This is a genomic window from Spirulina subsalsa PCC 9445 (assembly GCF_000314005.1).
In the GTDB taxonomy this organism is placed as follows: Bacteria; Cyanobacteriota; Cyanobacteriia; order Cyanobacteriales; family Spirulinaceae; genus Spirulina_A; species Spirulina_A subsalsa.
This window is the reverse complement of record NZ_JH980292.1, coordinates 729,841-743,124: the sequence shown is the minus strand read 5'-3', so window position 1 is coordinate 743,124 and position 13,284 is coordinate 729,841. Positions and strand designations below refer to the sequence as shown.

The 13,284-nt window shown below is 49.1% G+C and carries 7 protein-coding genes; 2 read left to right on the top strand and 5 right to left on the bottom strand.

The features are described 5' to 3' along the window. The first annotated feature begins 70 nt into the window (after positions 1–70). Positions 71–1,465, top strand: a complete 1,395-nt coding sequence (locus tag SPI9445_RS0103800; protein ID WP_026079510.1) for a ferredoxin:protochlorophyllide reductase (ATP-dependent) subunit N — start codon at positions 71–73, stop codon at positions 1,463–1,465. Positions 1,466–1,520: 55 nt separating this feature from the next. On the opposite strand, the gene SPI9445_RS0103795 is transcribed toward SPI9445_RS0103800, so the two are convergent. The 5 genes from SPI9445_RS0103795 to SPI9445_RS0103775 form a co-directional block, all read right to left on the bottom strand. Continuing rightward, positions 1,521–3,740 carry a dynamin family protein gene (locus SPI9445_RS0103795; protein ID WP_017303395.1) on the bottom strand — a complete coding sequence of 740 codons (2,220 nt, stop codon included), beginning with the start codon at positions 3,738–3,740 and terminating at the stop codon, positions 1,521–1,523. A gap of 75 nt (positions 3,741–3,815) precedes the next feature. Next, on the bottom strand, positions 3,816–4,115 hold the full coding sequence (locus SPI9445_RS0103790; protein ID WP_017303394.1) for a DUF3082 domain-containing protein: 300 nt from the start codon (positions 4,113–4,115) through the stop codon (positions 3,816–3,818). Between the two features lie 9 nt (positions 4,116–4,124). Next, positions 4,125–4,508, bottom strand: coding sequence for a response regulator (locus SPI9445_RS0103785; protein ID WP_017303393.1), 384 nt, complete (start codon positions 4,506–4,508; stop codon positions 4,125–4,127). Between the two features lie 58 nt (positions 4,509–4,566). Continuing rightward, on the bottom strand, positions 4,567–10,377 hold the full coding sequence (locus tag SPI9445_RS27280; protein WP_017303392.1) for a PAS domain S-box protein: 5,811 nt from the start codon (positions 10,375–10,377) through the stop codon (positions 4,567–4,569). Between the two features lie 212 nt (positions 10,378–10,589). After that, positions 10,590–12,446 (bottom strand): response regulator, encoded by a 1,857-nt coding sequence (locus SPI9445_RS0103775; protein ID WP_026079509.1) that lies wholly within the window; start codon positions 12,444–12,446, stop codon positions 10,590–10,592. 132 nt (positions 12,447–12,578) lie between these two features. On the opposite strand from SPI9445_RS0103775, the gene SPI9445_RS0103770 reads away from it, so the two are divergent. Continuing rightward, complete coding sequence (locus SPI9445_RS0103770; protein WP_026079508.1) at positions 12,579–13,274, top strand: response regulator transcription factor; 696 nt, start codon at positions 12,579–12,581, stop codon at positions 13,272–13,274. The last annotated feature ends 10 nt before the right edge of the window (positions 13,275–13,284 follow it).

Here is a 13,284-nt window from a genome sequence, read left to right as displayed (position 1 = left end):
TTTCAAAGGGAGATTTAGGGGGATAACCCAAACGATTAACACCGAACTCACATTACCAGAGAAAAGAAAAATGACTGTTGCTCAAGAACCAACCGGATTAAACTTTGATTGCGAAACCGGAAATTATCATACCTTTTGCCCCATTAGTTGCGTGGCTTGGCTCTATCAAAAAATTGAGGATAGTTTCTTTTTAGTCATCGGGACAAAAACTTGCGGGTATTTCCTGCAAAATGCGATGGGGGTAATGATTTTTGCAGAACCTCGCTATGCTATGGCGGAACTGGAAGAGGGGGATATTTCCGCCCAACTGAACGACTATGAGGAACTGAAACGATTATGCTTGCAAATTAAGCGCGATCGCAACCCCAGCGTTATCGTTTGGATTGGCACCTGTACCACCGAAATCATTAAAATGGATCTCGAAGGACTCGCCCCCAAACTAGAAGCGGAAATCGGCATCCCCATTGTTACCGCCCGCGCCAACGGTTTAGACTACGCCTTCACCCAAGGGGAAGATACCGTACTAGCGGCAATGGCCCACCGTTGCCCCAGCAAAGTCACCAGCGAAGCCGAAAAAGAGGAACGCAACGCCATTCAAAAACTCCTCACCTTTGGCCGTAAAGCCGAAGAAACCGCCCCCGCCAGCGCACCGAAACACCCGCCCCTCGTCCTCTTTGGCTCCCTCCCGGATCCCGTTGTAACCAACCTCACCTTAGAATTGAAAAAACAAGGGGTTGAGGTGTCCGGATGGCTCCCCGCCAAACGCTATACAGAACTTCCCGTCATTGAAGAAGGTTATTATGTCGCTGGAGTGAACCCCTTCCTCTCCCGCACTGCCACTACCCTAATGCGTCGTCGCAAATGTAAACTCATTGGCGCACCCTTCCCCATTGGCCCCGATGGAACCCGCGCTTGGATTGAAAAAATTTGTTCTGTGTTTGGTATTGAACCCCAAGGATTAGCAGAACGGGAAGAGAAAATCTGGGAAAGTTTAGAGGACTATCTCCAACTGATTCGCGGAAAATCGGTCTTTTTTATGGGGGATAATCTATTAGAAATTTCCCTCGCTCGTTTCCTCATTCGTTGTGGGATGACGGTACCGGAAATTGGGATTCCCTACATGGACAAACGCTATCAAGCGGCTGAGTTGGCACTGTTAGAGAAAACCTGTCAGGAGATGGGAGTTACTCTACCCAATATTGTGGAAAAACCGGACAATTACAATCAATTGCAACGGATTAAAGCCCTTCAGCCGGATTTAGTGATCACTGGGATGGCTCACGCCAATCCATTGGAAGCACGGGGGATTAATACAAAATGGTCGGTTGAGTTCACGTTTGCCCAAATTCACGGTTTTAGTAATGCGCGGGATATTTTGGAGTTAGTGACTCGTCCTCTGCGTCGCAATAATTCCCTGAAGGATTTGGGCTGGGAGAAATTAGTTCAGGAGGAAGCGAAGGTTTAAAGTTACAGTGGGGGGAATTTATGAATTCCCCTGACGCGCCTTTTCTGTTTACGGATTAACGCGGTTTCCACATTTCCAAGGAATCCCCAATTGACTCAAACTCATCCACATATTGATGGAGTAAGGACTTCTGGACTTCTAAGGTGGCTAAAATTTCATCTACTTGGGCTTCTCGTAATTCTCGCTCCCGCAGCAGGCGATCAAATTCAATTAAAAAGCGATTAATATAATCATTAATCTGTTGCTCGGCGTTGCTGAAATCTTCGGAAACTTGCTTTTTAATGACCCGTTCAACGACAACTAAACTCCCCGTGGTTTGAGCATCAATTTCTCGCTTAATCGCCTCCATTGTTAAGCGTAAATCAATCTCATAGTAAGAACGCCGATCATCTACTTGTATATCGACTTCATAATCCCGACAGAACGCCTTTTTCTGTTCCTTTTTCCACCTTGTATAATTCTCGGTTTGCCGTTGCACTTGGGTATCAATCCCTTGAAAATCAAAGACTAACATTTGAATAGGGTTGATATTCATGGTAATTTCTAACGCTTCCCCTAAATATTGGGATAATTCATTAGAAATTTGCTGGACATTATCGCGAATTTGTGCTACTAATTCTTGGCGGATTAAGGTACCATCTCTAGAGAGTTTATCTTGAGTATTCGTCCACCAATCTTTAATCAAAATTGAACAAAAACGGTTAATATCTTGTTTAATTTTCTCCACTTCTTCTTGAGAAGTACAGCGAATGGCGTAGGGGTTTTCTTCATCTCCGAGTAAGTCACGCACGGCTTTTTTTAGGGATTCTCCTAAACGTTGCGGCACGGGAAACCCGGCAAAGGTGGGGGGAGATTTACTGGGAAAATCTAACTGTAAGGGAGTGCTAGTGGTGGTTAAGTCAGAAAAACGGTACTGGGCAAAGATTTCAAATTCTTGCTGAATGGTGAGTTTAGCGCGCTCGGCAAATTCGACAATTTCCCGTTTAAATTGGTTGACCAGTTTTTGTTCTTGTTGTTCGACTAATTTTTTCACGCCGCGAATTTGCACGATGGCGGATTTAGCGAGTCGTTTATATTCTTCCATCCGTTGCCGGAGGGGTTTAATTTCAATTTTCCAGCCACTAATCCGGGCGTTCAAGATGTCTTCTACTTCTTTGGCGGATTTGTCGAGTTTGGCTAAAACATCTCGCAATAAGTTCCAGCCAGAATTGTTCACCACATCTTGGACAACCGATTTTTCAATGATGGGGATGAGGCTATCTTGTAGGGCTTGGGAGGCGATTTTTTTGGGGGAGGGAATCATTAAGTCCCCGTCTTCGGTTTCTTTGGCGTAGCGCGCACTAAAGAAGTGTTTAAAGTCTTTGAGATGGCTTTCTGTGGCAAGGCCTTGAGCAATGAGTTTTGCTAGGAGTCCTTGCCAAGCGCTGGCGGGATAAATAATGGGGTTGGGAATGCCAAATTCGTTGAGGGTACGGCGTAAATCATCGACGACGTGGGCGATGGGGCGATCTTCTTCGGTTTGCCGATCGATTTTGTTGAGGATGAAGTAAATTACGCCACGATTACGGGTTAGGAATTCACTGCGTTGTTGAATGAGGTCTTGTAGGAGTTCGGAGTTGGTGTTGTCTTTGAAGGAACAATAATCCAAGATAAAGAGGATAACGTCGCAGTTGCGCAGGGCTTCGAGGGCGGTTTGTTTGAGGCTAATACTATCTAGTCCGGCGGATTTCCACTCGTTCGGGCCGGGGGTGTCTACGAGGGTGAAGCCTTGGAGGGAGGGTAATTCTTGGATGGCGGCGATGGGGTGATGGAGTTCAAAGCGGGTGGTTTGATCTCGGTTGCCTGTGGCACGGATGAGATGGTTTCTTTCGAGGAATTGATGACGAATGAGGGAGGGTTCTCCTTCGGCGACGGCGACGGGTTCGCTGTGGCCTTCTCGGTATTCTAGGAGACAGGGGGTTTGATTGGGGGAGATGGGTTTAACGTCGGTGCGGCAGACGGTGCAGGCCTCGGTTTCACTGGCAAGAACATCTGAACCAATCAAGGCGTTCAGAAAGGTACTTTTTCCGGCTTTCATGGCGGCGATGACGGCGACTTGATAGCGCTGTTCATGGAGGGCGGTGAGGGCTTTTTGAATCCCTAGTTCAATTTTTTGTAGGGCTTCGGTATCGTCCCCTTCAAGTTGGGCGTTGCGTAGCTCTCGGATGTATTGCAAGAGCCTTGCTCCGGTGTTGTTGATGTTGCTGTGGGTTTCTTGGAAGAGTTGAGAGGACATACCAGAGTTGCACCGTCGTATTAGGCAAGCTGAATAGCTATCAGCTTACCAAAAAACAGGGGGGTGCGTGACGGGTTATCTCTGATCCGGGTTTTGTTGGTTTTGCCAAGCAGTTTGGAGGGCGAGGGCGACTAATCCGAGGGAGGCGATCGCAAATAAACAAGTCACGAGGGTAATACTCCCCACCACTAAGGTACGCACGGCTACTGAAAGGTTGAGGGCGGTGGTGTTGGCGGTGGGGAGGGGTTTGTTGGCGAAGGTATGGGCGATCGCACTATCCAACCGATACAACAGCAAAGCCAAGCCCCCCGAGATCAGCGCCCCCCACAGGCACTGTAACGGCGTAACCGTTTTTTCGTCCGATGAGTTAGTCATGATGCGTTCTCAATTCTCCCATTTTAAAATGGCGCAAATCTGGTCTACTAAATCCTGAGCTTCAAAGGGCTTCGTAATCACCCCCGTAACACCCAAATTAATAAACTGTTCCTTCTCACTAATTTTAGCCTTCGCCGTGAGGAGAATCGTGGGAATATTGCAAATTTCAGGAATAGCACAGAGTTTGCGGAACGTCGTCGGGCCGTCCATTTCCGGCATCATCACATCCAACAGAATCGCATCAGGCTGTTCGGTTTGGGCTAACTCTAAACCCTCCTGACCTGAAGCCGCCGTCACCACTTCCCACCCGGCGGCCGCTTCTAAACAAATTTGGATAATCTCCCGCACTCCATCATCATCATCAATCACTAAAACTCGTTTTGGATTGGTCATAGTCATTTTGATTGGGGAAAAAGCATTTTCTCATGCCCGTCACCTAGAGCATTGTAGGCTAAGATTGCCTATGCTTTGGCTCTAGAGGGTTAATCTCTCTGCTCAAAGGGATCGTAAAGAAAAAACAACTCCCTTGTCCGACTTGACTTTGCACCCAAATTTGTCCGCCATGTTGTTCCACAATACTCCGACAAATTGCTAACCCTAAACCCGTGCCTCCTTTTTTTCGAGAATCCGAGGCATCCACTTGATGGAAGCGCTCAAAAATACTCTCGATTTTATCTGTTGGAATCCCTCGACCCTGATCCTGCACAGAGAATAAGACACAAGCCGCAGAATCAGAGGTGGGTAAATTCAGCCAGTGATCCGGGATGGTTAAAGAATCCGGGAAACGCCGCGCAGGATCTTGACTTTGGAGAGCTAGGAGATGATCGGCATCATCGGGAATCCCCTGCACCGATAAACAGATTGTACTATCGGCCTCGGAGAACTTAATCGCATTACTCAACAAATTGGTTAAAACCTGAATCACGCGATCCGCATCGGCTTCAAAGTCAATTTCACGGGGTTTCGCCTCCAAGCGAATCCCAGAACGATTAGCCATCACCTGCATTTGTTCTGTGGCTCGCACCAGTAAATCTGCACTATTCACCTGTTGGGTAATCAGTTTAATTTTGCCCGATTCGAGACGTTCTAACTCCAGAATGTCATTGACCAAACGCACCAGACGTTCTGCACTTTCGGCAGCAATGTGAATCACGCGATCGCCCCGTTGAGACTTACAATCGACCAAACCACTCGCCAGTAGATTCAACGCCCCATGAATCGAGGTTAAAGGAGTGCGCAGTTCATGACTCACCACCGAAATAAACTCATCCTTCATCCGTTCCACCGCGTAGCGTTCCGTGATATCCTCCCCAATACTCAACGTCCCCACCACATGACCCTGAGAATCCCGCAACACCGTATTATTCCAAGCAATCCGCCGTTCTTCCCCAAACTTGGTTAATAACGACTCCTCATAGCGCGGTTGCCCCGCATCATGGAGCATCGCCTCAAAATGGTGATGGGTACTGGGGCGCTGGGCTGGGGGGAGGAAAAACTCAAACCAATCCTGTCCCATCACTTCCGCCTTATTATAACTTGTCAGTTTTAAAAAATAGGGATTCACATAATCCACCTTGCCCATCGGGGTTAAATTCACCACTAACAGAGGAATATTTTCCAAAAAACTACGCCAGCGCCGTTCCGACTCCCGCAAAGTGGCCTCACTGCGTTTCTGTTCACTAATATCCCGGGCAATCGTTGAGAGTAACTGCACCGTCCCCATTCTCTCCCCCTCCCGTAAAGAACGGTGAGCAATAATCAACTGAGACAGGGGAATTTCCTGGCCATCATGGTTCAAAATCGCCGTTTCTCCGATCCAAGTTCCCTCCCGAATGGCCGTCGGAATCCCTTCTGAGCGAATGAGATGATCCGCCCACTGAGGATAAGCCGAAGAGAAGCGCTGACTATGAAAAGAACGTTTCGTTTTGCCCCCCTTCCCCCAAGGTAAAGGATGGGGTGGTGTTTCCTCTTGATTCCAGAGGGATTTATCCGACGGAACCCCCAAAATTTGCCGTGCTGATTGGTTCATATAGACAATCTCACCGTCGGGAGTGACAGAAGAGATAAAATCTGGGGTGGCCTCAATAATGGCAATCAGTTGATTCCGTTCGGCTTCGGCCTGTTGGCGCTCGGTGATATCCTGCATTACAATCATGCCTGCAAAGCCTTCTCCCTGTTCATTGCGCACCGGGAGAGCTTGATAAAAATACAAACGCCCTTGATACTCAATTTCCACGCTGCGGGTTTCTCCGGCCAAAGCCGCGTAATAGAGAGGTTCTACATCCCGGCACAAATCCGGCGGTAGAACCTCCCAAATCATTCGATTTTCCAACTGTTCCCGGGATAAACCTTGAGGGGCTAACCCCACCCCATCAGCAATGGTATAGCGCAGGTCTTGATTGAACAAGAAAACCGCTCCCTTGGGGAAATTGCGCACTAAGGTTCGATACTGTTCCTCACTTTTGCGCAGTTTCATTTCTGTCCGGTGACGCTGCATCAACTCATTTTGTAGGCGTTCGTTGGCGGTTTCTAATTCCACCGTGCGGTAGGCCACCCGTAACTCTAGCTCCTCCTTGGCATCATGAAGCATTTGTTCGGCTTGTTTGCGCTCGGTGATGTCTTTGGCAATGCCTGCCCGACGGTACACTTTCCGCGAGTCCCGATCCACAATCGGAAACCCCCGATCCCAGACCCAGCGTATACTTCCATCGGGTCGGATAATGCGATATTCGAGATCAAAGCGTAAATTTTGGGGGTTGCGAATGGTGGAGATTGCCCGTTGTTGGTCTTCCGGGTGAATGGCGGCAAAAAAAGCCTGGGGGTTTTGATAAAGTTCCCGACGAGAACGACCCCAAATCTGCTCATAGGCTGGACTGACATAGAGCATTTGAGTCCCATCAATGCGACTCATCCAGAATACATCCTCGATATTTTCCGCCAGTTGTCGGAATTTCTCCTCACTTTCAATCTGAGCGCGATGGGTGCGTAAGGCCATGATGCCATAGCTTAAATCGTTGGCCAGTTCACAGAGCAGTTGCACTTCAGCCTCATCAAAGGCTTCGGGCTCCGTGGAGTAGAGGTTTAGGACTCCCATAGCGGGGGTTAGAGGGAGGGGAGGGGGAAAACTCCCTGCCATGGAGTCTCCTTTCTCTGCTTGCTGATTACTCTCTTGAAGCCAATGACCGAGGTTTTGATAACTTTGGTTTAAGGGGATGGCGATGGAGGAACGATAGCCTCGCTTACGGGCTTCTTCTCGCCAGGGGGCATAATTAGGGTCGGTGAGGATATTCTGGAAAACGGCGGGTTTTCCGGTGCGGATAGCGATTCCCGTCGGGCCTCGGCCTCGTTCTCGATCGGCCCAAGTAATTTGAAGTTGATCTAAATAGCCCGCTTCCCAACCCGCTTGGGCAACGACGCGGACACTTTGGGCGGAGTCATATTCGGGATAACCCACCCAAGCCAGACGGTATCCGCCCACGGCTACCATAATTTCGCAGATTTGCTGAAAGAGGGCTTCTTCGGTGTCGGCGTGAACGAGGGCTTGGTTACAATCACTGAGGGTTTTTAGGGCGCGGTTGGCGCGTTGGAGGGCTACTTCGGATCGTTTGCGATCGCCAATATCCGTGTGGGACCCCACCACTCGCACCGCTTGCCCCTCTTCATCCCACAAAGCCTGACCCCGATCCAAAATCCAGAGATACTCCCCATTCTGACAGCGCACCCGATGTTCCGTAATGTAATAGGGCGTTTTTTGGGCTAAATGCTCCTCTAACGCCTGCATCACCGCCTCATAATCCGCCGGGTGAATGCGCCCAGTCCAAGCTTCTAAGCTATTTTCCCAGTCCCCCGGTTCATAGCCCAACATGGTTAATAAACGATCCGAATAAAACACCTCCCCCGTGCGGACATTCCAATCCCAAATTCCATCATGAGTCCCCCGTAGGGCTAATTGCCACCGTTCCTCACTTTGTTGTAAGGCCGTCTCCTTCTCCTTGCGTTCGGTAATATTCACCACCTGCCCAATTACATAATGGGGAAGACCCTCACCATCCCGCACTAAAGCACAGTGCAGCAAGGTATAAACCACCTGTCCGTCCTTACAGATATAGCGTTTTTCTAAATGAAAGTCCGAAATTTCCCCCCGCACCAACTGTTCATCTAATCGGATATCTAAGGGCAAATCCTCCGGGTGGGTATAGTCGTGATAGGTGATATGCTCTAATTCTTCGAGGCTATACCCCAATAACTTCGCCAACGCCTGATTTGGACGATTCGGCCCCCCATCCAACGGTCGTACTAACATCCCGATAGGAGACTGTTCAAACGTCACCCGGAATAACTCCTCACTCTGTTGTAAGGCCGCCGCCGCTTCTAAGCGTTCCGTGATATCCGTAGAAATGCCAATCACCCCCACCAGATTCCCCTGGTCATCGGCAATGGGAGAATCCATCACCCAAGCGGGAAAGCTTGAGCCATCCTTATGGCGCACCCAAAATTCCCCCGACCAACTTTCCCCCCGTTCCAGACTAGCCATAATCTCCCGGCCGACCGCTTGCGCGTCCGTATTCGCCACCGTCTCAAATAAAGAACGCCCTAGCACCTCCTCGGCCGACCAACCATAGAGTTTTTCCGCGTAGCGGTTCCAATAACAAATCTTGCTCTCAAAATCCGTAACAATCACCGCCTGTTCCACCACATCCAGTAAATCCGCTTGAAAGCGGATTTGTTCCACCGCCCGGTAGTGGTCCGTAATATCATGACCCTCGATAATCAAGAATTGAACCTCCCCGGCATGATCTCGCACAGGTTTCAGGGAGAAGTCAAAAATCCGTTCTTGATAATCCGGGGACTGACCCTGTTTATAGATAGTGTTTGCCAGATAAAGGGAAGGAGTCAGTCCCTCAGACTCTAGGTCGGCGCTCAGGGGGTCTTGAAAACGGGGGCGCACCTTCAAGGCACAGCGCACTAATTGCCCCCCGGCCGCTTGCTGAATGGCTAACTGTAATTGCTGCTCAATGGATACAGTCCCGTCCTTCTGTAAACAGGCGTGGGAGCCTTCTTCTGCCTCTCGACTTCGCTCGATAACCTCTCGGGATAAGGAACAATAATTCAACGTTAAGGGACAATTCCCCCTCGTTTCTCGCCCGCCCGTCTCTTGGGCAGAGGTGATGGGAGAGGACGGACAGAGTGTGACCTGGGCATTTTGAAAAATCTGCATACTCCACAACATTCTGCCCTCGACGGCCGTTTGTTCAGCCCAGTTTAAAAAGCTGGCATTGGCTTCTAAGATTACCCCTTCTGTGGTTAACAAACTCATGAACTGAAAAGTTTGTTCAAAGATGGCATGAAAGCGCTGTTCTGTATTTTGTAAGGCGGTAACGGTGGAGTAACGTTCAAGGGTTTGGGCAAATAAATCCCCCACTAAACGCAGTAAGGAAACCGTCTGGCTGGACCAAGTTTTCTCCCGTTGAAAGCTGGAAAAGCCCACGTAACCCAAGGTGTAGCGCGCCCCCCAGAGGGTTTCTTGTCGGGAGATCAGGGGAACGACGACGAGGGACTGTATTCCCGCACTTTCTAAAACCGTCCGTTCTGGGGTGGCTTGGGGCGGTAGTTGGTCAAGGTTGGCAATTTCGATGATTTCTTGCCGATACATTTTTTCCATCCACCAGGTAAAGGGTTCGGTGGGTAAAGTGCGCCGAGGGGTGGCGGAGGGAACGCCGGGACGACAAGCTTCATAGGCTAAATGCCCCTCCTGTCCGTCTTCGGAAAATAACATGATGAAACTGCGGTCAAAGCCCGTATATTGTAGGGTTTGGGTGAGGGCTTGTTGAATGGTTTGGTCGAGTTCGGACGGGTCTTGCAGATGGACAAAGCTATTTAAGAGGGTAACGACCAGTTGCTCAAAGTCTTGTGAGGGGGGCGAGGGGGGCGGTGAGGGCTGTTGTAAGGCTGTTACCTCTTGGGCAACCCAAAGGACGTTCCCAGGGGTGCAGGGGCTAATTTGAGCGCTAAAGTGGGTTTGATTGGGGAAGCTATAGGAGAAGGGTTGGGCTTGCTGTTGGGTGTTTACCCAGTCCACGATCTGCCAAAATTCCGATTTCTGCTCAAAGGCTTTTAGGAGCAGGGAAAAATGGTCTGAGTCAGGCTGGTCTGCTGTCTGGGGCAAGGGCCGGATCTCACGTTCTGATACATCAATCCAGAAGAGATGTCTGGGAAAGGTGCTGAGAAATTGATCGAGGGTTAAGGGTAAGGGTTCAAGCATATTAGGAGGGAACGGGGAGTCGGGAATCGGGAATCGGGAATCGGGAATCGGGAGTCAGGAAAATGCGGTTGTGTCCAATCCTGAATAGTCTATAAATGGTGTTGTCCAATTTGTAGAACTCTATATATGGGACTTGACAAAATGCACACAAGCTTAACTTGTTAAGGTTGCCTATTACCTATTACCTCTCCCCTGCTCCCCCCGTTCCCCATTTAATGTTTCCCGGAAATGGCAACCCGACGCTGTAATTGACTTCGTTCTAAACGGTTGAGAATGCGAGCAATTAATTCCGGTTCAACAATAGGTTTTTGAATATAATCATCGGCTCCGGCCATAAAGACTTGTTGAATGGTTTCTGAGTCCCGATGGGCTGAGAGAATGAGGATGGGGATAGTGTACCATTGGGGATCATTACGTAACACTTGACACAATTCAATGCCACTAATTTGGGGCATTTGTACGTCTAAAATTAGCAAATCAGGACGCGATTCTTTGAGAACCTCCCAAAACTTTTTAGGATCGTCCAATAAGATTAAAGTAAAGCCCCAAGGTTTCAAGATGACCTCTAAACAGTCTAAAAGTTCTGGGTCGTCGTCCACAATCATTAATTTAGCGACGGTGGCATTGGATTGATGGAGAACTTGCTGTAAGCTGCCTAGGACATGAACGGGAGAGAGGGGTTTTTGTAAGAACCCTTGCCCCCCTAAACGGGCGACTTTTAAACGATAATCAAAGTCATCTCGGGTGCTGAAAACTACGACGGGAATTTTGTTCTTGGGTGAGGCGAGTTCTGTCAGCAGTTCAAAGCCGGCTCCGGGTTCGGTGGGAAAGTGGAGGTCGAGTAGAATGATATCGGGTTTGGCTTGGGCGATCGCATTTCGAGCTTGATCTACACTGTAAGCGGTGCGCACTGTCATTCCCCAGCGTTGCGCTTCCTGACTCAAGATTTCGGTTAACGCCACATCATGATCCACAATGAGCAGAGAGGCTTTTTCCTGGGAGAGGACGGGGGGCGGGCTAATGGAGGCCTCGGTTGCCCCTTGGGGGACGGGATGGAGGAGTTGCCGCAAATGGTTCACCGCTAGGGAGAGTTGGGGCAAATTGGGGGATGCTTCCTGTAAATACTGCTCAATCACTCGGGCTTGTTCTGAGGCGGCGTGGAGGCCAAAACTGCCCAAAGATCCCGCTAGAGTGTGGGCTTCTCGCTGGCTTTTGTCCCGCCATTCCCCATCATTGGGATTAATCTGTAAAGCCGCGATCGCCTGTTCAATAGTATCAATCCGTTGATCATATTTCTCCCGATTGCGCTCCCAAATTTTCACCATATAACTGGGTATGGTGTTGGTCGGGGTTTTGCTCTCCGACTCCTTGGGGGCTGTTGGTTTAGGGTTGGCTGTATCAGGCACTTTCAGACGATACCCTAAACCGTATAATGTCTCAATGACATCCCCCGCCCCTGCCCGTTTTAACTTTTGCCGTAGACTCTTAATTTGGGTGCGTACAGCATTTTCAGAAGGGGGATCATCAAAAGACCAAAGACTATCAAGTAAGGCGCTTTGACTAAAAATCCGTTCTCGGTTGCGTAAGAATAACTCCAACATTTGGTACTCTTTCGCCGTTAACCGTAAAGGCTGCCCTTGAAAGGTGACAATACAACTGCTAGGGTCAAGATGGAGATTTCCCCATTCTATGACGGGTAAGGTGACATCACTGCCCCGTCGCAGGAGGGCGCGCACTCGGGCTAATAATTCCTCTAAATTAAAGGGTTTGCTTAAATAATCATCAGCCCCCGCGTCTAAAATGGCGACCTTGCGGGTCTGGCTTTGATCTCCAGTCATCAGTAAAATGGGAGTGCGATCGCCTTTTTTGCGCAATTGTTGGCAAAACTCCAAGCCATTGATTTGGGGAACCAGAAAATCTAACAGAATCAGATCATATTCAAAAGCCTCCGCCAAATCCCATCCCGTCTGACCATCTGTTGCATGATCTACCAGATAGTAATTACTGATCAGAGTCTCGGTCAACAGTTGGGCCAATGTCTCGTCATCTTCAATCAGAAGAATTCTCACCGTTTTTCCTAAGCGTCTATACTGTACAGTCCAATAACTGCCTTTTTTTATCCTAGCGGGTTCAACATGACTCCGCCCAACTGGTTCACAAAGTTTGAACAAACCCCTGCCCATAGTCTTTTTACCAACCTCATGGAACTTCTAATCGTCGAAGACGACCCAGAAATTGGTCAACTCATACAGGACACCCTAACTCGTGAAGGCTTTTCCTGTCGCCTGGCCACAGACGGTTTACAGGCCCTGGAGGATTTTCGTCTCTACCAACCCGATCTTATTATCCTCGATTTAATGCTGCCCCAATTAGATGGTCTGGAAGTCTGTACCCGGATTCGTCAAACCACTCACCTCAAAGACCCCTATATTCTCATGCTGACAGCCAAAGGGGAAGAAATTGACCGAGTGATTGGCCTGTCCACTGGGGCTGATGATTACCTCGTTAAACCCTTTAGTCCTCGGGAATTAGTCGCCCGCGTCCGAGCGTTACTCCGTCGCAGTTTACGGCAAGCCCCTAGTCGCACTTACCAAACCCCTCATTTTCGCATTGATTTAGAGCAACGGGTTGCCACTCGTTCCCTCACAGAAGAGGCCGAAGTCCTAGATTTAACCCCCCTCGAATTTAACCTTTTGGCCACCTTCTTAAGTTATCCGGGCCGGGTTTGGAGTCGAAGTCAATTAATTGAAAAACTCTGGGGAGATGATTTTTTTGGCGATGAACGAGTGGTAGACACTCATATTGGCAGATTGCGGAAAAAAATAGAACCCGACTCTTCCCAACCCAGTTTTCTTAAAACTGTGGTTGGTGTTGGGTATAAGTTTGAAGATGTTTAGTCACGAGGGT